The 20,861-nt window shown below is 63.7% G+C and carries 22 protein-coding genes, 1 tRNA gene and 1 pseudogene; 12 read left to right on the top strand and 12 right to left on the bottom strand.

The window, feature by feature from the left end:
* The first annotated feature begins 148 nt into the window (after positions 1-148).
* The 3 genes from IPK20_03850 (at position 149) to IPK20_03840 (ending at position 3,773) form a co-directional block, all read left to right on the top strand.
* Entirely contained in the window at positions 149-946 is a 798-nt protein-coding gene (locus IPK20_03850) for a class II aldolase/adducin family protein (GenBank protein MBK8015927.1), read from the top strand.
* A gap of 70 nt (positions 947-1,016) precedes the next feature.
* Complete coding sequence (locus IPK20_03845; protein MBK8015926.1) at positions 1,017-1,955, top strand: AEC family transporter; 939 nt, start codon at positions 1,017-1,019, stop codon at positions 1,953-1,955.
* A 270-nt stretch (positions 1,956-2,225) separates the two neighbouring features.
* Positions 2,226-3,773 carry an altronate dehydratase gene (locus IPK20_03840; protein MBK8015925.1) on the top strand — a complete coding sequence of 516 codons (1,548 nt, stop codon included), beginning with the start codon at positions 2,226-2,228 and terminating at the stop codon, positions 3,771-3,773.
* A 5-nt stretch (positions 3,774-3,778) separates the two neighbouring features.
* On the opposite strand, the gene IPK20_03835 is transcribed toward IPK20_03840, so the two are convergent.
* The gene (locus tag IPK20_03835; protein ID MBK8015924.1) at positions 3,779-5,020 is read right to left on the bottom strand and encodes an MFS transporter; all 1,242 of its coding nucleotides are present in this window, start codon (positions 5,018-5,020) and stop codon (positions 3,779-3,781) included.
* 243 nt (positions 5,021-5,263) lie between these two features.
* Between IPK20_03835 and IPK20_03830 the strand changes: the two genes are divergently transcribed.
* Both IPK20_03830 and IPK20_03825 read left to right on the top strand, forming a co-directional pair.
* On the top strand, positions 5,264-6,238 hold the full coding sequence (locus IPK20_03830) for a serine protease (protein ID MBK8015923.1): 975 nt from the start codon (positions 5,264-5,266) through the stop codon (positions 6,236-6,238).
* The gene (locus IPK20_03825; GenBank protein MBK8015922.1) at positions 6,239-6,901 is read left to right on the top strand and encodes a gamma-glutamylcyclotransferase; all 663 of its coding nucleotides are present in this window, start codon (positions 6,239-6,241) and stop codon (positions 6,899-6,901) included. It abuts the gene before it with no gap.
* Positions 6,902-6,933: 32 nt separating this feature from the next.
* On the opposite strand, the gene IPK20_03820 is transcribed toward IPK20_03825, so the two are convergent.
* Positions 6,934-7,803 carry an aldo/keto reductase gene (locus tag IPK20_03820; protein ID MBK8015921.1) on the bottom strand — a complete coding sequence of 290 codons (870 nt, stop codon included), beginning with the start codon at positions 7,801-7,803 and terminating at the stop codon, positions 6,934-6,936.
* Positions 7,800-8,222 carry a VOC family protein gene (locus IPK20_03815; GenBank protein ID MBK8015920.1) on the bottom strand — a complete coding sequence of 141 codons (423 nt, stop codon included), beginning with the start codon at positions 8,220-8,222 and terminating at the stop codon, positions 7,800-7,802. The genes IPK20_03820 and IPK20_03815 overlap by 4 nt, the downstream gene beginning before the upstream one ends.
* 216 nt (positions 8,223-8,438) lie before the next feature.
* Between IPK20_03815 and IPK20_03810 the strand changes: the two genes are divergently transcribed.
* The 3 genes from IPK20_03810 to IPK20_03800 all read left to right on the top strand — a co-directional run bounded on the left by IPK20_03810 (position 8,439) and on the right by IPK20_03800 (position 12,019).
* On the top strand, positions 8,439-9,737 hold the full coding sequence (locus IPK20_03810) for an aspartate aminotransferase family protein (protein ID MBK8015919.1): 1,299 nt from the start codon (positions 8,439-8,441) through the stop codon (positions 9,735-9,737).
* A gap of 306 nt (positions 9,738-10,043) precedes the next feature.
* Positions 10,044-10,802, top strand: a complete 759-nt coding sequence (locus IPK20_03805) for an SDR family oxidoreductase (protein MBK8015918.1) — start codon at positions 10,044-10,046, stop codon at positions 10,800-10,802.
* Between the two features lie 8 nt (positions 10,803-10,810).
* The gene (locus IPK20_03800) at positions 10,811-12,019 is read left to right on the top strand and encodes an oxygen-independent coproporphyrinogen III oxidase-like protein (GenBank protein MBK8015917.1); all 1,209 of its coding nucleotides are present in this window, start codon (positions 10,811-10,813) and stop codon (positions 12,017-12,019) included.
* 10 nt (positions 12,020-12,029) lie between these two features.
* On the opposite strand, the gene trmB is transcribed toward IPK20_03800, so the two are convergent.
* The 3 genes from trmB to thiS are packed head-to-tail and all read right to left on the bottom strand — an operon-like array spanning position 12,030 to position 13,769.
* Positions 12,030-12,728, bottom strand: a complete 699-nt coding sequence (gene trmB / locus IPK20_03795; protein ID MBK8015916.1) for a tRNA (guanosine(46)-N7)-methyltransferase TrmB — start codon at positions 12,726-12,728, stop codon at positions 12,030-12,032.
* A gap of 23 nt (positions 12,729-12,751) precedes the next feature.
* The gene (locus tag IPK20_03790) at positions 12,752-13,549 is read right to left on the bottom strand and encodes a thiazole synthase (protein MBK8015915.1); all 798 of its coding nucleotides are present in this window, start codon (positions 13,547-13,549) and stop codon (positions 12,752-12,754) included.
* A 16-nt stretch (positions 13,550-13,565) separates the two neighbouring features.
* Positions 13,566-13,769, bottom strand: coding sequence for a sulfur carrier protein ThiS (gene thiS, locus IPK20_03785; GenBank protein ID MBK8015914.1), 204 nt, complete (start codon positions 13,767-13,769; stop codon positions 13,566-13,568).
* A gap of 167 nt (positions 13,770-13,936) precedes the next feature.
* Here thiS and IPK20_03780 point away from each other — a divergent pair, with 167 nt between their 5' ends.
* Positions 13,937-14,404 carry a hypothetical protein gene (locus IPK20_03780; protein ID MBK8015913.1) on the top strand — a complete coding sequence of 156 codons (468 nt, stop codon included), beginning with the start codon at positions 13,937-13,939 and terminating at the stop codon, positions 14,402-14,404.
* Positions 14,405-14,737: 333 nt separating this feature from the next.
* Here the strand turns inward: IPK20_03780 and IPK20_03775 are convergent, their stop codons facing one another.
* Positions 14,738-15,394, bottom strand: a complete 657-nt coding sequence (locus IPK20_03775) for an OmpW family protein (GenBank protein ID MBK8015912.1) — start codon at positions 15,392-15,394, stop codon at positions 14,738-14,740.
* Between the two features lie 217 nt (positions 15,395-15,611).
* Here IPK20_03775 and IPK20_03770 point away from each other — a divergent pair, with 217 nt between their 5' ends.
* Complete coding sequence (locus IPK20_03770; GenBank protein MBK8015911.1) at positions 15,612-16,418, top strand: c-type cytochrome; 807 nt, start codon at positions 15,612-15,614, stop codon at positions 16,416-16,418.
* A 214-nt stretch (positions 16,419-16,632) separates the two neighbouring features.
* Positions 16,633-16,706 (top strand) — tRNA-Gly (locus IPK20_03765).
* 35 nt (positions 16,707-16,741) lie between these two features.
* Here IPK20_03765 and IPK20_03760 read toward each other — a convergent pair.
* On the bottom strand, positions 16,742-17,014 hold the full coding sequence (locus IPK20_03760; GenBank protein ID MBK8015910.1) for a hypothetical protein: 273 nt from the start codon (positions 17,012-17,014) through the stop codon (positions 16,742-16,744).
* 316 nt (positions 17,015-17,330) lie between these two features.
* Here IPK20_03760 and IPK20_03755 point away from each other — a divergent pair, with 316 nt between their 5' ends.
* Entirely contained in the window at positions 17,331-18,128 is a 798-nt protein-coding gene (locus tag IPK20_03755; GenBank protein MBK8015909.1) for an A/G-specific adenine glycosylase, read from the top strand.
* On the opposite strand, the gene IPK20_03750 is transcribed toward IPK20_03755, so the two are convergent.
* The 4 genes and pseudogenes from IPK20_03750 to rapZ form a co-directional block, all read right to left on the bottom strand.
* A complete protein-coding gene (locus tag IPK20_03750; GenBank protein ID MBK8015908.1) occupies positions 18,115-18,699 on the bottom strand; it encodes an LON peptidase substrate-binding domain-containing protein in 585 nt (194 codons plus the stop codon). The two genes, IPK20_03755 and IPK20_03750, sit on opposite strands and share 14 nt — an antisense overlap.
* 9 nt (positions 18,700-18,708) lie before the next feature.
* Complete coding sequence (locus tag IPK20_03745; GenBank protein ID MBK8015907.1) at positions 18,709-19,335, bottom strand: UbiX family flavin prenyltransferase; 627 nt, start codon at positions 19,333-19,335, stop codon at positions 18,709-18,711.
* Between the two features lie 2 nt (positions 19,336-19,337).
* Complete coding sequence (locus IPK20_03740) at positions 19,338-19,883, bottom strand: hypothetical protein (GenBank protein MBK8015906.1); 546 nt, start codon at positions 19,881-19,883, stop codon at positions 19,338-19,340.
* Positions 19,884-19,987: 104 nt separating this feature from the next.
* Positions 19,988-20,850 (bottom strand): annotated as a pseudogene (gene rapZ / locus IPK20_03735) (RNase adapter RapZ).
* Positions 20,851-20,861: the final 11 nt, after the last annotated feature.

Here is a 20,861-nt window from a genome sequence, read left to right as displayed (position 1 = left end):
TCTCTTCCGGATCACTATCGCGAACTGGTCCGGGCAAGTCAAGACGCCGCAGATCCCAGCGGCGACGGCATGCGGAAGGCTGCGTCTGCAGTGCCGGCCAGGTCTGCGGGGTTATGATCGGACCACCCAATGCTGCTGGAGACATCACATGACCGAGCAGGCACGACAACTGCGATCCGTGATCGCCGATTCCTCGTCGGCACGAAGCCGGATGAGCCCGGGCGAATGGGAAGTTCGCTGCGATCTCGCGGCCGCCTATCAGCTCGCTCACCTGTTCCGCTGGACCGATCTCATCTTCACTCACTTCACTGCCCGGGTGCCCGGCACGCGGCACATGCTCATCAACCCGTACGGTCTCATGTTCGACGAGATCACCGCGTCGACCCTGGTCAAGATCGACGAGGAGGGCGACGTCATCGAGGATTCCACAGGCCTGGGAGTCAATCATGCCGGCTTCGTGATCCACGGTTGCGTTCATGCCGCGCGGCCCGAGGTGAACTGCGTCATCCATACCCATACCCGGGCCGGAGTTGCCGTGTCGGCACAGAAGGACGGGCTGCTCGCACTGAGCCAGCACGCGCTGCGTACTTTCGGGATGCTGACGTATCACGACTACGAAGGCATTGCGCTCGAACTGGATGAGCGCACTCGGCTCGCGCGGGACCTCGGTCCGGAGTCGAAGGCGATGATCCTGAGAAACCACGGCCTGCTTTCGCTGGGAGCCACGGTCGGCGAGGCGTTCGAGCTCATGTATTACCTGGATACCGCCTGCCAGATCCAGATCGACGCGCTGGCCGGAGGCCGGAACACGGTGATCGAAATCTCCGAGCCAGTCGCGCAGAAGGGCTACCAGCAGTTCCAGGGACCGGGCGGAGCGGAAGTCAGCAAGGCTTGGACCGCGCTCGTGCGGATGCTCGAACGCAAGGGAGTGGATTACCGCTGCTGACCCTGAGCGCGGGGGTGCCGCAAGCGGACCCGTCCCGGGTTCGCTGCGCGCCGACCCCGGCTCGCACCGCATGAGCACCATCGTCCATCAGTTCGGCCTCGTCGCGCCCCACTTCGTCCTGGTTCTCATCGGATTCCTGCTGGCGAAATCCGGCAAGTGGCCCAAGGCGGTCAGCGATTCCCTGGCGGCCTTCGTCTTCGCGGTGGCCGTGCCGGCGTTTCTCTTCCGCCTCATGAGTGATCCCGGACGGTTGCCGCCGTTCGATGCCCGGCTGCTGCTCGCGTTCTTCGGGGGATGTCTGCTGACGTTTCTCGCCGGACGCCTGGGTTCGTGGTGGCTCTTCCGCCTGAACGGAGTCCAGCAGACCGTGTTCGGGCTCGGCGGCGTCTTCTCCAACAACGTGCTCCTGGGCATTCCGCTGGCAAAGGCCATGCTGGGGGAGGCCGGCGTGGGACCCGTCGCGCTGGTCATCGTGTTCAACGCGATCATCCTGTGGTCGCTCGCCACCGTATCCGTCGAATGGGCCCGCCACGGCGAGGTTTCAGTGAAGGGTTTTGCACGGACCGCAAAGCAGGTGCTCACCACGCCCGTGATCGTAGGGGTCATTTCCGGCGCCGCCTTCGGGCAGACGGGATGGCAGCTGCCGTTCATCCTGGATGAGCCGTTGCGCATGGTGGGCCAGTCTGCTGCACCGCTCGCGTTGATCGTCGTGGGGATGGGACTGTCGGAATACGGCGTGAAGGCGGGCTGGCAGGAAGGTTCCGGCATCACCGTTCTCAAGCTGCTGATCCAGCCGCTCATCGTCTGGACCATGGCGCACCTTCTGGGCTTGCCTCCGCTGGAGACCCAGGCCGTGGTACTGCTGGGTTCGCTCCCCGTGGGCATCAACGTCTATGTGATGTCGCGGCAGTTCGAGGCACTGCAGGGCCCGGTCGCATCGGCCATGGTGTTGTCCACGGCCATCTCCGCCGTCACGACGCCCTTGCTCGTCGCGCTCGCGAAGCATTAGGGAAGGCCCGGCCAGGCAGACTGGCCGGCCCGCGCGCAACCGCCGCGCACGGGCGGACCGGGTGAGATTGCGGGCGCGACCCGGTACCATCGCGCCCTCCGCACGGCGCCGGATTCGGCCCGGACGAACTCGGGCGGATGGCAGACGTTTCAGGTGGCGGGCGCGCGTGCTCCATGCGCCGTCGTGTGGGCCTTGCCGTCGCCCGCCCGCCCCCGGACCCTGCATCGGGACCACTTGCAACCATCCGATTTTCCGCAGAGGAGCGACCGCATGATCGAGATCCACGACAAGCCCGCCGCCGGAACCACGATCCGGCTGCATCCATCCGACAACATCGTCGTAGCCAGGACCGATCTGCCGATCGGAGCCCGGCTGGATCCGGAAGGCATGACGAGCCGCAGTCAGGTCCAGGCCGGGCACAAGATCGCGGCGCGTCCGATCCGCAAGGGCGAGCCGATCGTGAAGTACAACGTGACCATCGGCTTTGCCTCGGCGGACATCGTTCCGGGCACCTGGGTACACGCGCACAACATGGAGTTCCGGGAATTCGATCGAGACTACGCCTTCTCAGAGGATTACCGCGCGGTCGAATTGCTGCCGGAATCGCAGCGGGCGAGCTTTCTCGGCATCGTGCGGGGCGACGGCCAGATTGCCACGCGCAACTACATCGGCGTGCTTTCCACCGTGAACTGCTCCGCCACCGTGGTGCACAAGATCGCCGAGTGGTTCACGCCCGAGCGGCTCGCGGACTTTCCCAACGTCGATGGAGTCGTGGCATTCGCGCATGGCTCCGGCTGCGGCATGGAGCAGACGGGCGAACCGATGGATCTGCTGCGGCGGACATTGGGTGGCTACGCTCGCCACGCGAATCTCGCCGGGTGTCTGGTCGTGGGGCTGGGCTGCGAGAGAAACCAGGTGAGCGGGCTTCTGAAGGAGCAGTCGCTGCAGGAGAACTCCCGGCTCAAGGCGTTCGTCATGCAGGAGTCGGGAGGCACACGGAAGACGATCGAGGCCGGCATCGCGGCCGTTCGCGAAATGCTTCCCGCCGCCAATCGCGTGACGCGCGTGCCGGTGCCCGCGAGCCACATCACCGTCGGACTGCAGTGCGGAGGCTCCGACGGTTTTTCGTCGATCACGGCCAATCCGGCGCTCGGTGCCGCCATGGATCTGCTGGTGCGTCACGGAGGCACGGCCATCCTTTCGGAGACTCCCGAGATCTACGGCGTCGAACACACCCTCACGCGCCGGGCAGTATCGCGGGAAGTGGGCGAGAAGCTGATCGAGCGCATCCGCTGGTGGAAGGACGAGTACACCGTGGGCCGCGACACGCAGATCAACGGACGTGTGAGTCCGGGCAACCAGTCAGGCGGGCTGGCGAACATCCTGGAGAAGTCGCTCGGTTCGTCCATGAAGGGCGGCACGGGGCCCCTGATGGCGGTGTACCGTTACGCGGAACCGGTCGTGCAGAAAGGGCTCGTCTTCATGGACACGCCCGGATTCGACCCCTGTTCGGCGACGGGACAGATTGCGGGGGGCGCCAACGTGATCCTGTTCACGACGGGCCGGGGCTCGATGTTCGGTGCCAAGCCCGTCCCGTCCATCAAGCTCGCGACCAACACGCCCATGTACCAGCGGCTCGAGGAAGACATGGACATCAATTGCGGGGAGATCCTGGACGGCAGGGTCTCCGTGCAGGAAATGGGGCGGCAGATTCTGGATCACATTCTCCGCGTCGCATCCGGCGAGCGCAGCAAGAGCGAACTCCTGGGCCTCGGTGACCATGAATTCGTGCCCTGGAACATCGGGGTCGTGGGCTGATGGACTCAGGCTCGGGCGGTGGCGGGAGCCGGACCTCCTTGGGGAGGAACCGATGAGGCCCGCCGCAGCAGCCAGATGGCGATGACCATGTTGAGCACGTTCCACGCAGTGCCGTTCAGGAAAGCAGCACGGTAGCCGCCGGTGAGATCGAATATCGCGCCGGACATCCATCCGCCCAGGGCCATGCCGACGATGGTGGCCGTGATGGTCGCGCTGATGCGGGCGCCGGCCTGTGCCGGCGGGAAATGCGCGCGGATGATCATGGCGTAGGAGGGAACGATTCCGCCCTGCGACAGGCCGAAGAGGGCCGACACGATGTACAGCGGCACCAGCCCGTCGAAGGGGAGGAACAGCAGCAGTGCCGCGCCCTGAAGAGTGGATCCCAGGAGCAGCGTTTTCAGCCCGCCGATGCGATCGGAGATCCAGCCGGACGCGAGCCGGCTCACGATTCCGAAACCCAGCATGAGCGACAGCATCTCCGCGCCACGCGCGGGACCGTAGCCGAGGTCCGCGCAGTAGGCCACGAGGTGCACCTGCGGCATCGACATGGCGACGCAGCAGGCCACGCCCGCCACCAGCAGGGCCGTCTGCAAGGTCGACGGGCGCAATCCCAGCGGACGCTGCATGGCGATCGCAGCCGCGCCCGCGGGCGCGGCTGCGGCGGGCGATCGGCGACGCAGCACCCAGGAAAGCGGCAGCATCGCGACGAGACAGAACACGGCGATGCCGGCGTAGGTCGCGCGCCATCCTGAGGTGGCGATGAAGTGCTGGATGACCGGCGGCCAAAGTACTCCGCCCAGGTAGTTGCCGCTGGCGAAGATGCCCACCGCCAGCCCGCGACGGCGGGCGAACCACAACGACGTGTCGGCCAGCAGCGGGGCAAAGGTGGCGGCGCACCCCGTGCCGATGGCGATGCCCTGTGCAAGCGCGAACATCCACAGGCTGCCTGCGAACGATGCCGCCAGGAATCCGGCGGACAGCACGGCAATGCTGACCGCCACCGGGAGGAAGATGCCCACGCGGTCGCTTGCCCTTCCCACCAGCAGTCCTGCAGCGGCGAAACCGATCATGGTGAGCGTGTAGGGCAGCGACGCGTCGGCGCGGGCCACACCGAATTCCGCCTGTACCGCCGGGAGCGCCACGACGACGGACCACATTCCGACAGCGCCCAGCGTGGAAGAGGGCCAGAGCGAGCCACAGACGCAGCCACGCGTAATCGGAGTCGATGTCCGCCGAGCGCGTGGCATCGGTGCCGACGGTGAAAACGGTGGCTTTGCTCGATGATCGAGGCGGCATGCAGAGTCTCTGAAAGGCGTCCTGGCCCGGCGACGTGCGGCGCGCCGCGGAGTCCGCTTCGGGATCGACCTTGCACTCGCGCCTTCGGACAGAACCATACACCAGAAGAACGCACACGCCGCACCGCCGCGGTGAGTTATGATTTTCCTGTCGTGCCGCGTCCTGCGTCGCGCTCATTCCTCTTCACGGTTTCCATGGCCGAAGATCGCGACTGGTCCTTCCCACCCGATCTGCAACCCAAGCAGCGCGACGTGGCTTTCGAATTGCAGCCGGTCCTCGATGCGGTGGTCTCCGTGCGAACGGAGATTCCGGACAACGCCTTCACCGCCTCGATCCTCGGTACCGAGCGCGCTGGAAGCGGTGTCGTCATCCGCGACGATGGTCTCGTGCTCACCGTCGGCTACCTCATCACCGAGGCCGAGACGCTGTGGCTCACGACGAACGACGGGCACGTCGTCCCCGGCCACCCCCTGGCCTACGACTTCACCACCGGCCTGGGGCTCATCCATCCGCTGGGCAAGCTGCAGGTGCCTTCGATTGCCCGCGGTTCGGCGGCGCGCATCGTGGCGGACGACGAAGTGTTCGTGATCGGCCACGGTGGGCGCGAGCATTCCCTGCGGACGAAGGTCGTCGCCCGGCGCGAGTTCGCGGGCTATTGGGAATACCTGCTCGACGATGCGCTGTTCGTCTCGCCGCCGCATCCTCAGTGGGGCGGGAGTGCGCTCGTGGACCAGGAGGGGTTTCTGATCGGTATCGGTTCTCTGCTGGTCGAGGAAGTCGTCGATGGCAATCGCGTCCAGGGCAACATGTTCGTGCCCATCGATCTCCTGGAGCCCATACTCGATGATCTGTTGCGCACCGGTCGCACCGCGAACCCGCCCCGGCCCTGGATGGGCATGTACGTGACCGATGCCCAGGGCCAGCTTGTGGTGGCGGGTCTGGCCCGGTCAGGCCCCGCCGAACGCGCAGGCGTGATGGTGGGCGACAGGGTGGTCGATGTGGCGGGCGAGCGGGTTCACTCCCTTGCGGATCTCTTCCGCGCTGTCTGGCGGCTCGGACCGGCGGGAGTCGAAGTTCCGCTCGCTTTCCGCCGCGAGGACGCCATGGTGCGGGTGAGGCTCATCTCCGCCGACCGCTCGGATTTCCTCAAGAAGCCACTCCTGCACTGAATGGGCGAGGTAGGTCGGCGGGAGCTGGAAGACGACGCCGTTCGCCGGGCCGTGAGGGAGGCAGGATTCGGACACTTGCTGCTCCCCGACGACGTTCTCGATGCCTCGCTCGAGGCGACGCTGTCGCTGCGCGAGCCGGAACTGCCTGTGTGGGTCTTCGCCTACGGCTCGCTGATCTGGCGGCCTCTCATGCAACATGTCGAGAGACGTGATGCCCAGGTGCACGGGTTCCATCGCGGTTTCTATCTGCGCTCGTTCGTCAACCGTGGCTCGCCGGCCCGGCCGGGCCTCGTGCTCGCCCTGGATCGGGGCGGTTCATGCCGGGGAGTGACCTACCGTCTGGAAGAGGATGCCGTTGCCGGGGAACTCCGGCTGCTCTGGCGGCGCGAAATGATCATGGGGACCTACGAGCCGCGCTGGCTGCGCGCACAGACGCCAGGCGGAGCCGTGCAGGCTCTGGCCTTCGTGGTGAACCGCGCGCTCCCGCTGACCTACGCCGGACGGATCAGCGACGAGGAGATCGTGCAGATCGCGCGCACGGCACGGGGCCACTACGGGTCGTGTGCGGAGTACGTCATGCAGACCGCGCTGAGTCTCGAGAGCGCGGGTATGCCGGATCGACGTCTCAGCCGGCTTGCGGAGAAGCTCAAGGATCAGCGCTGAGCACGCGGATCGCGGTTCGAGCGGGCCTTCGGTCAGGTCATCGCGAGCGGCTTCTTTCTCGAGGGAGGCGGAAACGACTGGTCGACTTCCGCGAGATCCCGGTCCGTCAGGCGTACGCCACAGGCGCCGAGATTCTCCTCGAGGTGACGGGCCTGCTGTGCCTTGGGAATCGCGATCACTCCCTGCCGACGCAGGACCCACGCGAGGGCAGCCTGGGCGGCGGTCGCATCGTGCCGTGCCGCGATGCGAGCAAACGCCGGATCGCCGGCCAGCGCGCCCTGATCGATCGGACAGTAGGCCATGAGCGGGACGCCACGATCCTGTTGCCAGGGAAGCAGATCGAACTCGACGCCGCGCTCCGATGCCGAGTAGTACACCTGGTTCAGCGCGCATTGCGGCCCTGACGGGAGTTGCCACAGTTCCTCCATGTCCGCCATGTCGAAGTTGCTCACGCCCCAACGCGCAATGAGCCCTTCTGCCCGGAGTTCCTCGAACGCCTCGACGGTCTCCCGCAGCGGCACACGGCCTCGCCAGTGCAACAGATAGAGATCCAGCCGTTCCAGTCGAAGCCGGGCGAGAGAGCGCCGGCACGCCTGGGGCACACCTTTGCGGCTCGCGTTGTGAGGGTAGACCTTGGACACCACGAACACGTCCTCGCGGCTCACGGTGCCGGCTTCGATGCTGTCGCCCAGTGCCTGTCCCACCACCTGCTCGGCGCCGCCTTCGCCGTACATTTCCGCGGTGTCGACAAGGCGGTACCCCAGCTCCAGCGCGGTTCGCACTGCAGTGACTTCCCGTGCGCGGGAGCGCTCGCTTTCGCCCATCCGCCATGTCCCCAGGCCAAGGGCGGGAACGCTCGTGCCATCAGGCAGCCGTACGGCCGGAGGCGAAGGAGGATTCATTTTGCGAACAGGCGCGATGGGTCGGCGAATGCCTTGAACTCGAGCGCATTGCCGCAGGGGTCGAGAAAGAACATGGTGGCCTGTTCGCCGACTTCGCCCTTGAACCGGATGTGAGGCTCGATCAGGAATTCCACACCTCGCGTCCGCAGCCGCTCCGCGAGCGCGGACCACTCGTCCATGGAGAGGACGACCCCGAAGTGACGCACCGGAACGCTGTCGCCATCCACCGGGTTCGTCCGCCGGTGTCCCGCTTCGTCCGGGGCGAGATGGGCGACGATCTGATGCCCGTAGAGATCGAAGTCGATCCACTCCGCGGATGACCGTCCTTCCGGACACCCCAGGAGGCCGCCGTAGAAGCTGCGGGTGGTCTCGAGCGAAGTGACGGGAAAGGCGAGATGGAACGGGTGTGTCACAGGCATGGCGATCGTCTCTGCGGAAATTCGTGTGCATCGGGTGCGCGGGGGCATCCTCGCCCGCAGGCCGCGCGTTCGTCCGGATTCTGACAGCAAACCGCGCGCGTTTGCGCTGCCCCCGGTCCGAGGCTAACCTCGCGATTTCCCGATGTCCGCCTGCATACTGCGGACTGCGAGATCCACCGGTCGCACCTGACGATGAACACAAAGGAGGAAACGAAAATGGACGCCGCCAGACAAGCCGAACTTCTCGCGGATGCGGGGCGTTATCTAGCGGGCGGCGGAACCGGTCTTTTCATTCTGCCGCCGGAGCTCAATCTTGTCGTGGCCAGAGGCAAGGGCAGCCGGGTGTGGGACGTCGCAGGCAGGGAGTATCTCGACTATCACCTTGGCTCCGGTCCGGTTCTTCTCGGACACGCGAACGAAGCAGTCACCGAAGCGGTTCAGGCCCAACTCGGCAAGGGCACGACGTACTTCTTTCTCAACGAACCGGAGATACGGCTCGCAAAGCGGCTGGTCGAGGCGATTCCCTGTGCCGACGTCGTCCACTACACCGGTTCGGGAACCGAGGCGACCTACTATGCACTGCGCATCGCGCGGGCATGGACGCGTCGGACGAAGATCCTCAAGTTCGAAGGTGCCTGGCACGGGATGCACGACTACGGCCTGTGGGGCACCGTACCTGCCAAGCCTTCGCAGTATCCGCAGTCCCTCCCCGACTCGGTGGGCGTCCCGAACCAGGCGGGAGAAACGGTTCTGGTGACGCCGTTCAACGAGACCGAGCGTGCCGTCGCCATGATCGAGCGGCATGCGGACGAACTGGCTGCCGTGATCGTGGAGCCCCTGCAGCGGGTGATCCAGCCCGAGCCGGGATTTCTGGAGGCGATCAGAAAGGTGACCCGTGACCGGGGCATCGTGCTGATCTTCGACGAGATCGTCACCGGGTTTCGCATTGCCTGGGGCGGTGCGCAGGAACGCTATGGTGTTCTGCCCGATCTCGCCTGCTACGGCAAGGCCATCAGTGGCGGATTCCCGCTGGCTGCCGTGGCCGGAACGGCCGAGGTGATGTCCGTGCTCGATGCTCGCAGCCGACCCAAGGCTGACGTCGTGTGGGCGACCAACACCCTGAACGGCAATCCGGTGTGCGCAGCGGCGGGTCTTGCGGCTCTTGATCAGCTGTCGCAGCCCGGCGTCTACGACCGGCTGCATCGTGTCGGATCCCGGCTGCGCTCCGGCATTCTCGAGGCCGCGCAGCGGCACGGCTTCGCGGTGCAGGTACCCGGGGAGGACGCCGTATTCGGCGTACGCTTCACGGCCCACAAGCCATTGCGCACATGGATGGATCTGACCACGTCGGACAAGGACCTTGGCTGGCGTTGGGCCATCGAACTGATGAAGCGCGGGCTGCTCGTGAACCCCAACGAGAAGTTCTATATCTCCATCGAGCACACGGATGCCGACGTGGATCACACGCTGGGCGTTGTCGATGAGGCGTTTGCGGCGTTGCGCGCAGGTTCCTGAGGCCGGGTCCGATCGGGTCCGGCGAATGCGTGCAGGGCCCGGGGTGGTAACGCAAGTGCCGGCCCATGCGTGCCGAAATTGCGGAGTCCGGTTGCACTGCGGACGGCGTCCGGCGCGCGCTGAGCGGCCTTACAATGCCTGGCTCCAGGCAGAGCTCATGAGGCAATGGCGGTAACGCGTCGAGGACGTTACAGGATGAGTCCTTGGCCCGGTCGCGTGGGCTGTGGCGGCGTCCGTCACCTCGATCGGAGCTCTCGGCGGGACTTGGGCAACATCCATCAACATCATTGAAAGTGGGAGCAGGCGATGAGTGCGAACGGCAAGGTGGCGTTGGTCACGGGGGCGGGAACGGGTATCGGCAAAGCGGCGGCGCTGGCACTGCTGAAGGCAGGCTATAAGGTCGCCCTTGCCGGGCGCCGTCTCGAGCCGCTGCAGCAGGCAGCCAGGGATTCCGGCGCGTCTGCCGACATGACACTTGCCGTGTCCACCGATGTGGCGGACCCGGCGTCCGTCAAGGCGCTCTTCGCGACCGTCAAGCAGACGTGGGGCCGGCTGGACGTGCTCTTCAACAATGCGGGCGTCGGCGCACCGGCCATTCCCATGGAGGACCTCACCTTCGAGCAGTGGAAGACGGTCGTCGACATCAATCTGACCGGGCCGTTCCTCTGCACCCAGGAAGCGATCCGCATCATGAAAGAGCAGACGCCCCAGGGGGGACGGATCATCAACAACGGGTCCATCTCGGCACACGCTCCACGACCCAATTCCGTTCCCTACACTGCCACCAAGCACGCGATCACCGGACTCACCAAGTCCACGTCGCTCGATGGCCGCAAGTACAACATCGCCTGCGGCCAGATCGACATAGGCAATGCCGGTACGGAACTCACCGCGCGGATGGCAAAGGGTGTGCCCCAGGCGAACGGCGAACTGGCGGTGGAGCCGTTGATGGACGTCAATCACGTGGGCGAAGCGATCGTTCACATGGCCGGCCTGCCCCTGGAAACGAACGTGCAGTTCCTGACGATCATGGCGACCAAAATGCCGTTCGTGGGACGAGGCTGAGTCACGAGATGCCGGGGGCGCAGGGCAGGCCGGATGCAGCACCCGCCTCCCTGCGGCGAATCGGTGAGGGCATCCGATTCAGTGTGCTGCCGCCTCTTTCTCTTTACGTTCATGTGCCGTGGTGCCTGCGGAAGTGCCCCTACTGTGACTTCAACTCGCATGAATCCCGCGAGCCGATTCCCGAGAGCCGATACGTCGACGCACTGATCGCGGACCTCGAGAGCGTCGTGCCGGAAGTCTATGGCCGGCGAGTGGAAACCGTTTTCTTCGGCGGCGGAACTCCAAGTCTCTTCTCGCCAGAGTCTTTCGATCGTTTTCTGTCTGCCGTGCGCGCGCTTCTCGGCTTGGAACCGGACGCCGAGATCACGCTGGAAGCCAATCCCGGGACGTTCGAACAGGCCAAGTTCCAGGCATTCCGGGAATTGGGCATCAATCGTCTGTCCATCGGGATCCAGAGCTTCAAGGATCGCTTCCTGACGTCGCTTGGCCGTGTCCACGATTCGGAGGAGGCGGGCCGCGCCGTCGGGATTGCGCGCCGATTCTTCGACAACATCAATCTGGATCTCATGTACGCCCTGCCCGGCCAGTCGGTGGAGGAGGCGCTGGCGGACATCCACCAGGCAATGGCAGCGGGTGTGGCTCACGTTTCCGCCTACCACCTGACGCTCGAGCCGAACACGTACTTCGCGCGATTTCCACCGCCGCTGCCGGACGACGATACGGCGGCCGACATGCAGGAGCGGATAGAGAAGGCGCTTGGCCAAGCGGGCTACGACCATTACGAGACTTCGGCGTTCGCCTTGCCTGGCCTGCGTGCACGGCACAACCTGAACTACTGGAGCTTCGGTGACTATATCGGTGTTGGCGCCGGAGCCCACGGCAAGATTTCCTTCCGCGACAGGATCGAGCGGCAGACCAGGGCGAAGCATCCTCGCGACTACATGGAGCGGGCTCTGCAGGGGCGGGCCGCCGACAGCAGGCGCGAAGTCACGCCCGGCGAAGTGCCGTTCGAATTCATGATGAACGCGCTGAGGTTGAATGGAGGTTTCCCTCTCTCGCTGTTCGAGGCGCGTACCGGACTCGACTCCGCCGTCGTCCTGCCCACGCTGAATCGCGCCGAGGAGGACGGCTACCTCGAGCGAGACCTTCGCGACGTGCGGCCAACGATGCGAGGCAGGCGCTTTCTCAACGACCTGCTGCAGCGATTCCTCGACTGAACCGGACGATCTAGGGTGCGGCCCTCGGGAATTCTCCGTGCCGGCGAAACACGAGATCCCAAACGCCGTGGCCCAGCCTGAGTCCTCTCGATTCGAACTTGGTGAGGGGGCGGCTTTCGGGACGCGGGGCAAAGCCCTCGGAGGTATTGGTCAGCCGCGGTTGAGCGGAAAGCACGGCCAGCATCTGCGTTGCGTACTCCTCCCAGTCGGTGGCCAGATGCACATAGCCCTCCGGCTCGAGGCGCGATGCAAGCAGTTCGACGAACGCTCCTTGAATCAGGCGGCGCTTGTGATGACGCTTCTTCGGCCACGGATCGGGAAAGAAGATGTGGATGCCCCGAAGGGAGCACTCGGGAATCATGTGATTCAGCACTTCCACCGCGTCGTGCTGGATGATTCGCACGTTGGTCAACTGCTGCGCGGCCAGCAGCTGCAGCAGATTTCCCACTCCGGGGGTGTGCACTTCCATGCCGAGAAAGTCGATCTCCGGGTGACGCGATGCGTAGTCGGCCGTGCTTTCTCCCATGCCGAAGCCGATCTCGACGATGCGGGGCGCCCGTCTTCCGAACGCGGTGTCCAGATCGAGACACTCCGGGGCATAGGGAATGCCAAATCGCGGCAGTTCCTGCTCCACCGCACGGCGCTGGGCATTCGACGTGCGGCTCTGACGCAGGACGAAACTGCGGATGGGACGTGTCTGCCCTTCCATGCTGGGACGTTGCCTGGCGGGGCTCAGGCGGCTCGGGAGGGGGCGATTACGCCGGATGTCGGCGAGCTGGCGGCGGCCTGATAGGCCTTCCTGGGCATGCGGCCGGCTACGAAAGCCTCCCGTCCTGCCTCCACGGCCTTGCGCATGGCCGAAGCCATCAGCACCGGATCACGAGCCGCCGCGATGGCGGTGTTCATCAGAACCCCCTGGCAGCCGAGTTCCATGGCGATCGTCGCATCCGACGCAGTGCCCACCCCTGCATCGACGATCACCGGTACCTTGGCCTGATCGAGAATGATTTCGAGGTTCCAGGGATTGAGAATGCCCATTCCGGACCCGATCAGGGAGGCGAGCGGCATGACCGCCACGCAGCCGATGTCTTCAAGTTGCCTTGCAATAATGGGGTCGTCCGACGTGTAGACCATCACGTCGAAACCTTCCGACACGAGTGTCCTCGCGGCGTCGAGCGTCTCGATCACGTTCGGAAACAATGTCTTCGGATCGCCCAGGACTTCCAGCTTGACCAGGTTGTGGCCATCCAGCAGCTCTCTGCCAAGCCGTAGCGTCCGCACGGCATCTTGCGCCGTGTAACAGCCTGCCGTGTTGGGCAGGAGCGTGAATCGGGAAGGCGGAATGAAATCCAGGAGGCTCGGTTCATTGGTCATCTGCCCGATGTTCGTCCGGCGTATGGCCACGGTAACGATCTCGGCGCCGCTCGCTTCGATGGCGTCACGCGTCTGCTCGAAGTCCCGGTACTTGCCTGTGCCCACGAGTAACCGCGAATGAAAACTCCGCGTACCGATCTTCAGAAGTTCTGTCATGACTTTCCTATCGGATTCAACCGCCACCCACCGCGACGACAACCTCGAGTTGATCCCCCTCCTTCACCTCGACCAGGTGATGGCGGCTTCTCGGGACGATCTCCCCGTTGCGCTCCACGGCTACCTTGCGGCTCCCCAGGCCCATCTCGTCCAAGAGGGCCGAAACGGTCGTTTCGGCGGCGACGGACATGGACCTGCTGTTCACGGAGATGGTGACCACTGCGGCTGGAACTCTTGTTGCTGGGTTGTGTGAAACGTGCAGGGTGAAGTATAAGCGGGCTGGCGAAGCCTGCCGATGGAGCCCGATAACGAACTGTTAAACCTCGAGATTGGGACCGTCCGGAAGTGCCGGACGTCGAATTCGTCATGTCGACTATCGTTACACCCATGATGACACGCAGCCTTTGGTTAGTGTGGATCCTCCTCGCCATCGCCTGGGTCGTTCCGTTGGCGGCAGGGGTCCTTTGGCTTCTCACTTACCAGCCGAATCCCTCATCCCAGACCGCCCAGACCGTTTTTCAGGGAATGGTTCTCTGCATCATGGGGATGGCGGCGTCCTCGATACTCAACCTGTGGCTTTACCTGCGGCGCAAGCGCTCCGCGCGATCCACCCGATGGCTCGCCAAGGGTTTCATCTGGAGTGTCGCCGTCACCTTCCTCGCCGTCCTGTGGATCAGAGCGTTGTTCGTTGCGATCCATGATGACGTCACCGAGCATGGAGCCTTCGTCGGCTGGTTCGGCTATGCGCTGATCATGGTGGCGATGGTGTCGTTCAACCTCATCGTGATGTGGCGCCGCACCCACATGCGCCGGCGGCGGCGGTCACATGGCAGGTCTCCTTCGGAAGACGACTGAGCGACGCTTCCGGAGGTATCAGGACTCTTCGTAGCGCGCTCTCCCCGAGCAGTTGCCTCTTCGGCCCGGACGTCGCATGCGAAAGATCCGGATTGCGCCGGGCGCCATCAGCGCCGAATCAGCCCCACGAGAGCAGACTCCAAGAGGCCGCCGCGCCGCAGGAACGGACGCGTTGCCGCCGGGAACCGCATGGTGGCTGAGCCGCTGCAAGGTGCGTTGGGTCGCCGCGGAAGAATCCGGCAATTCCAAGACAATGTCTGCGCCACGTCGACCGACAGGCGCAGACATCAAGAGACATCACGCGCTCGTGGAAACCCGCGAGCGCGGTTTGAATCAGAAGCGGTAACCGATGCCCACACCGACGGCAATAGGATCGAGCGTCACCGCGCTCACTTTTGCACCAGTCGCCTTCAGCATGACGTCAGAGTTGATGTAGATTTTCTTCACGTCGATGTTGAGGAAAATCTTGTCGGCCAGCTTGATGTCCATGCCCACCTGCAACGCTGCGCCGATGCTCGAGCTATCCAGATCCAAGGCACCGACGCCTGGAACGTTCAACGAGACCGAAGAGATCCGTGTGTAGTTGATGCCCGCGCCGACGTATGGACGCACCATGCCGTCCGGAAGAAAGTGGTACTGCGCGGTCAACGTGGGTGGCAGATGCTTGAACGTGCCGATCTTGGTGCCGCTCAACGTGACATCGTGTTCCTGCGGAATCGTGAGAATCAGTTCCGCAGCGATGTTCTTGGTGAAAAAATACGTGATGTCGACTTCAGGGATCGTCTTGTCGCTCACTTCGATGGCATCGGCCGGTACGCTCAGCGACCCGATTGCATCCGACTTGTTCGCCATCGAAAGATTCACGGCACGCGCTCGGACCATCCACGAACCTTCATCCGCTTGCGCCGTGCCCATAGCCACCGTTGCAGCCACTACCGACATCGCCAACCCAACCGCGCCTTTCATGATTGCTTTCCTTTCTAGGTCCATTGACACCGCGAAGCAGTGTGCGCTGCGCACTCACCAAAGTATTGACGCACGTCAACGGTATGCCCCCCTCCGCGATTGCCTGTCGAGCGAACCCGGAAGCCGCCTTCCGACAGGTTGAATTCCGACGATGTCCCGATGCTGATAAGGTAGGACGTCGGATCCTTGGAGGCCGGTTGGAGGCGACACGATGTCCAGAGTATCGAACCTCGCGCGCGGGATGGCGGTGGCCTTGGCCGTCCTGCTGACTCTTGTGGCATGGAGGCCAATCGCATTTGCATCGGATGCCAGTTTCACTGTTCCGGACGAATCGTCGATTCCGAGCGGCCCCGTGGGCGACGCGATTCGACGTGGGCGGCTCCTGCTCACCGAAACCGCCACGCAGTTGCCCGAATATGCAGGAAACGATTTGCGTTGCTCCAGCTGCCACCTCGAAGCGGGGCGCCGGCCGTATGCGGCACCCTGGGTCGGTATCTGGGGCGTCTTTCCCGAGTACCGCAGCCGCAATGCGCGAATCAATGCGCTCGAAGACCGCATCAATGATTGTTTCGAGCGGTCACTCAACGGAAAGCGTTTACCTCTCGACAGCGACGATCTGCGAGCAATGATGAGTTACATGCACTGGCTGTCGCAGGGAGTGCCGACCGGAGTTTCGGTAACCGGAAGAGGCTTCCGTCGAATCGAAGCGCCGGCTCCACCGGACAGCAGACGCGGACGCGTCGTATACGACACGAGATGCGCGGCCTGCCATGGACCGGAAGGACAAGGGATGGCCGGCTCCGGCGGAGAGATCCTGTACCCCCCCTTGTGGGGTCCGCGCTCGTTCAATGTCGGTGCGGGAATGGCGAGACTGTCCACGGCCGCTGCGTTCGTAAAGGCGAACATGCCTTTCCACGAACCCGGCACGCTGACGGATCAGGAGGCCTTCGATGTGGCCGCGTTCTTCACCGCCCAGCCAAGGCCCGACTTTTCCTCCAAGCACCTGGACTGGCCCAAAGGCGGCAAGCCCAAGGATGCCCGCTACTGACTGATGAAGGGCAGAATCGTGGATTCCGGGAGACGCGACTTGGCGCAACTCGAACGATTCTGCGCCGACCGTGTTGCAGCCCAGAACAGAGACCGGAAAGCTGGAAGGGAGGGGCGGGACTCCATCTGCCTGGCGGTTGCGCACATTCGTCGGACCGACATTGCCGACGCTGGCACCATGCGCCCTTCGGGTTGCCGTAGAATACCGGTCCGAAGCGGGTGTAGTTCAATGGTAGAACGAAAGCTTCCCAAGCTTTAGACGTGGGTTCGATTCCCATCACCCGCTCCACAGCAGAGCCGCTCTGTACTGAACAGGGGCCGATGCTATTGTTCGGGGGGGTTGCAATAGCGGGACCACTCGAACACCAGGTCCAGTGCCGCTTTCCGGCGAATGCCGTACTTGCGTATTTGCATCATCGCCGACTCTTCGCTGCCACGCTTTGCGATCTTCCGGCCGAATCCCACTTCGTTCAGCGGACCGACAAGAACGTCTCCTTCCTTGAGCGCGATAGGCGTGAGCCGCATGACGACTCCGTGACCCGCATCGTTCTTGGTCACGATGAAATCGCAGCGCTCGTCCGTCCAGGCAATTTCCATTTCAAGAGTCTCGCGGGCAAGAACGGGATGACAGGTTGCAAGAAGGAAGGCGGCGACAGTCGCGATCCGCGCAGCAATCCGGAGTTGGCTACCTTGGGGGAAGAACTCGAACATGAAAGTGGTCTCGAAGATGGACGCTCGGTGATTCATCGCCGAACAAGTCAGAGGGGTGGATGTTAGGACACCATTCCCAGGGTGTGCGGACGAAGATTGCATCTTCTGACGTGCTGCGGGCTCGAACGTTCACCGCCGCGGTTGCAGGCGAGGGCAAGAAGAGTCAGGAATCTTCTTGTCCTTGCAGCGCACCCGTCTTCAGTTGCGTTGGTGCGGCATCGGGAATCGCGCGGTGAACCACTCCTTTGCCGAGCGCATCGTTCGTTGGCAGCGGGTTCACGGCCGTCATGCCCTTCCATGGCAGCGAACCCGGGAACCTTACCCCATCTGGATCTCGGAGATCATGCTCCAGCAGACCCAGGTCGGTACGGTGGTGCCGTACTTCGAGCGATTCCTGGCACGTTTTCCCGTCTTGGGCGTACTGGCCGATGCGGCGCCAGACGATGTTCTGCGCCATTGGAGCGGTCTTGGCTACTACGCTCGTGCACGTCACCTTCACGCTGCCGCAAAGCACGTCGTTCACGACCTGGATGGACACTTTCCCCGGAGCAGCCAGGACATCGCGACTCTGCCGGGAGTCGGCCGCTCCACGGCAGCAGCAATCGCCGTCTTTGCCTTTGGTGAACGAGCCGCCATCCTGGATGGCAACGTCAAGCGGGTCCTGGCGCGCGCGTTCGGAGTCGAAGGTTGGCCCGGTTCCCCAAGGGTGGAGACCCAACTTTGGGCCCTTGCCGAATCGCTGTTGCCGCGTCCGGACGACATCGTGCCGTATACCCAGGGGCTGATGGACCTGGGTAGTCTCGTCTGTACACGCACTTCGCCAATGTGCGATCGGTGCCCATGGGAAATTCATGTGGGTGAACAATCCATGGCCGCAAGGGATGAGTCATTGCGCTGGTGGCCTTTGTCGGCACTTTCCGACGCTGGTGTTCCCGCACCCGTGAGGAGGATCCTGTCGCAGCTGACAGTCGAGGGAATGCTTCCGTTTACCCGCGACTGATCAAGTCCAGAATCCTGTCGAGCCTCCCCTGGGCATCGTTGGAAACCAGCCAGCGCTGCTTCTCCAGAAGGTCGAGGGGCAGAATCTCCGCCAGGCGATAGCTGACCCACGAGGCGTCGTCGAAACGATGAGGTTCCGGGAAGTGCGCGGCGCCAAACTTGCCAACAACCTGTTCGAGTATCTCCACACAAGGCTGATGTCGCGACGCGACCGGAGCCGAGGGCTCGGGATCGAGCAGGACCGCTTCACCCACTATCAGGCCATCGGCCTTCACGACGGTGCTCAAGAGCCGGAATCGCTCCTGGCCATGAGTCCGAACATGAAACACCCCGAGCTGTGGCATCTCCCATTGGTCGATGACGGCCAGGCAACCGACCTCCGTGGGCAGGGCAGGCTTGCCGACTTCACCACCCTCGGAGATCAGACAGACCCCGAACCCCGTGCCGTCGCGCAGACAGGCCTTGGTCATCGCAAGGTATCGTTGCTCGAAGATGCGTAGAGGCAGTGATCCGCCGGGGAACAATACCGTGTTGAGGGGAAAGATTGGGAGCGAAATGGAACGATCCGGCACGTCTTGCCGCTACTGCCGTGATTCCGGGCCCGACGCGCCCCATCGTGGCACGAGGCGATGTGCAATGCCTAGCTGATCAAGCACTCGCGCGACGACGAAATCGACGATGGATTCGACCGACCCGGGTCGGTGATAGAACCCAGGGTTCGCAGGAAGGATGACGGCCCCCGCCTGGGCGAGACGCAGCATGTTCTGGAGGTGCAGTATCGAGAAAGGTGTTTCGCGAGGAACCAGCACAAGCTTGCGTTGCTCCTTCAGTACGACATCGGCCGCGCGTTCGATCAAGTTGTCGGCAAGGCCGTTTGCGATTGCGCCGAGAGTTCCCATGGAGCATGGGCAGACGACGAGTGCATCGGGTGCATTCGAGCCGGACGCAAGCGGGGCATACCAGTCATCACGACCGAATACCTCGAGGCGATCGGCGGGGCAGCCATACCGTTCCACCAGGTGCCTCTGTGCCTCTCGCGGCTGCACCGGCAGCCGGACGTCGAGTTCCTGATGGGCAACGACCTGGGCGACCTGGGAGTAGACCAGCCATACTCTTGTCTCCGATTCGAGGAGGCACTCCAGCAGGCGCAGCCCGTACGCCATTCCGGACGCTCCCGTGAAACCCAATGCGATGGTGCGTATGGACATCGTTAGCGCGCGTCCGCTGGGTTGTCGGTCCCCTTCGGAAGCGGTGCCTCGTTTCCGGCCGCGCTCTGGGTTTCAGCGTTTCGCATTTGCTCCATGCGTGCCTCCAGCTTTTCGATCTCGGATTTCAATGCCTCCAGTTCCTTGCGCTTGAGCGACAGTGCCGCTTCGTCGCGGGCAATGTCGGCATCCCTTTGCCTTCTTGCGGTGACCATCGCGCACATGACCTCCTGGAACCGGTCGCCGATGGTTTCCGGGACGATGGCAGTCGGTTCAGGGTCAGCGGCCGCGGAACTCTCTTGCATGGCCCCCTCCTCGGCGAACAGCTGCCATGCAAGTACCCTGAGAGTGTGATCCCGGCAATGGATTCTTTCCTGATAGATGGCCTGACGGGCGGTTCCCGAGCGGACCTTGACCGGCTTGCCGAAAGAGACCTTTCGCCAATAGGTCACCTCATCGCCGCGAATCGATACCTTCGAACGATCGTAGTAGTGCTGGTCGGAGCCGATCGCAGGGACGCGAATCCATTCGGCTGCGACTGCGTTCGACATGCTCCAGAACGAGAGGCAGCAGGTCAGCAGGGCTTCCCGGCCGCACGCGAAAGGGACTCCGAGAATCCCTCCCGAACAGCGGCGAATCCAGCCCGGACGGGGCGTCATTTGCGTGGCAGCAGTTCGGCCGAGGTAAGTTCCCGGTGCCGCAGCAGTACCGGGCGTTCGGTCTGAAATTGTCGTGCGAGGGACTCTGCCAGGTAGACGGAACGATGCCTTCCACCGGTACATCCTATGGCGATCGTGAGATAGCTGCGGTTGTCTCGTTCAAAACAAGGCAGCCAGCGTTCCACGAAGCCTCGGATGTCGTGGAGCATGGCACCCACCGCTTCGTTGGCTTCGAGGAAGGAAATCACCGCCGTGTCACGACCGGTCAGCAATCGCAGCCGCTCATCGTAGTGAGGATTGGGCAGGCAGCGCACATCGAAGACGTAGTCGGCATCAAGGGGTATGCCGTGCTTGAACCCGAACGACTCGATCAGCAGGGTAAGTCCCGCATGGGCGCCAACATTCACGAATTCCTTCACCCATCCGCGGAGGGCATTGGCGGACAGATCGCTCGTGTCGATGCGGTGCGCAATCGATCGCAGGGGCTCGAGCAGATCCCGTTCCCGTTCTATGCACTCCGGCAGCGTGCTGATGCCATCCGATAGGGGTGGCGCCGGCGTGTCTCCGAGAACCGTTTCACCAGAGTATCGGTCTTGGCTTCCAGGAACAGGACACGGGGATCGATCGAGCGACGGCGCAAGCGCTGGATGAGATCAGGAAGCTCGTCGAGTCCCTCTCCGCTCCGGACGTCCACGCTGATGGCAGCGCGGGCGTAGCCCGCCTGCTCGAGGTGGTCGACCAGTGACACGACCAGCTTGGCGGGAAGGTTGTCTACGACGTAGTAGCCGCTGTCCTCCAGTACGTTCAGCGCAATGCTCTTTCCTGACCCGGCCAGTCCACTGATGATGACAAGACGCATGCTCATGGCCG

The sequence above is a fragment of the Betaproteobacteria bacterium genome (assembly GCA_016713305.1).
In the GTDB taxonomy this organism is placed as follows: Bacteria; Pseudomonadota; Gammaproteobacteria; order Burkholderiales.
The sequence above is the reverse complement of the archived record's forward strand: the minus strand, read 5'-3'. Positions and strand labels throughout refer to the sequence as shown.

Excerpts from the sequence above, each read along its gene's own strand:
- IPK20_03740 (MBK8015906.1), bottom strand. The coding sequence starts at position 19,883 with ATGTCGAACGCAGTCGCAGCCGAATGGATTCGCGTCCCTGCGATCGGC.
- trmB (MBK8015916.1), bottom strand. The coding sequence starts at position 12,728 with ATGGAAGGGCAGACACGTCCCATCCGCAGTTTCGTCCTGCGTCAGAGC.
- IPK20_03850 (MBK8015927.1), top strand. The coding sequence starts at position 149 with ATGACCGAGCAGGCACGACAACTGCGATCCGTGATCGCCGATTCCTCG.
- IPK20_03820 (MBK8015921.1), bottom strand. The coding sequence starts at position 7,803 with ATGAATCCTCCTTCGCCTCCGGCCGTACGGCTGCCTGATGGCACGAGC.
- IPK20_03830 (MBK8015923.1), top strand. The coding sequence starts at position 5,264 with ATGGCCGAAGATCGCGACTGGTCCTTCCCACCCGATCTGCAACCCAAG.
- IPK20_03845 (MBK8015926.1), top strand. The coding sequence starts at position 1,017 with ATGAGCACCATCGTCCATCAGTTCGGCCTCGTCGCGCCCCACTTCGTC.
- IPK20_03800 (MBK8015917.1), top strand. The coding sequence starts at position 10,811 with ATGCCGGGGGCGCAGGGCAGGCCGGATGCAGCACCCGCCTCCCTGCGG.
- IPK20_03745 (MBK8015907.1), bottom strand. The coding sequence starts at position 19,335 with ATGTCCATACGCACCATCGCATTGGGTTTCACGGGAGCGTCCGGAATG.
- IPK20_03835 (MBK8015924.1), bottom strand. The coding sequence starts at position 5,020 with ATGCCACGCGCTCGGCGGACATCGACTCCGATTACGCGTGGCTGCGTC.
- IPK20_03780 (MBK8015913.1), top strand. The coding sequence starts at position 13,937 with ATGATGACACGCAGCCTTTGGTTAGTGTGGATCCTCCTCGCCATCGCC.
- IPK20_03805 (MBK8015918.1), top strand. The coding sequence starts at position 10,044 with ATGAGTGCGAACGGCAAGGTGGCGTTGGTCACGGGGGCGGGAACGGGT.
- IPK20_03810 (MBK8015919.1), top strand. The coding sequence starts at position 8,439 with ATGGACGCCGCCAGACAAGCCGAACTTCTCGCGGATGCGGGGCGTTAT.
- IPK20_03770 (MBK8015911.1), top strand. The coding sequence starts at position 15,612 with ATGGCGGTGGCCTTGGCCGTCCTGCTGACTCTTGTGGCATGGAGGCCA.
- IPK20_03790 (MBK8015915.1), bottom strand. The coding sequence starts at position 13,549 with ATGACAGAACTTCTGAAGATCGGTACGCGGAGTTTTCATTCGCGGTTA.
- IPK20_03760 (MBK8015910.1), bottom strand. The coding sequence starts at position 17,014 with ATGGAAATTGCCTGGACGGACGAGCGCTGCGATTTCATCGTGACCAAG.
- IPK20_03825 (MBK8015922.1), top strand. The coding sequence starts at position 6,239 with ATGGGCGAGGTAGGTCGGCGGGAGCTGGAAGACGACGCCGTTCGCCGG.
- IPK20_03815 (MBK8015920.1), bottom strand. The coding sequence starts at position 8,222 with ATGCCTGTGACACACCCGTTCCATCTCGCCTTTCCCGTCACTTCGCTC.
- IPK20_03840 (MBK8015925.1), top strand. The coding sequence starts at position 2,226 with ATGATCGAGATCCACGACAAGCCCGCCGCCGGAACCACGATCCGGCTG.
- IPK20_03775 (MBK8015912.1), bottom strand. The coding sequence starts at position 15,394 with ATGGACCTAGAAAGGAAAGCAATCATGAAAGGCGCGGTTGGGTTGGCG.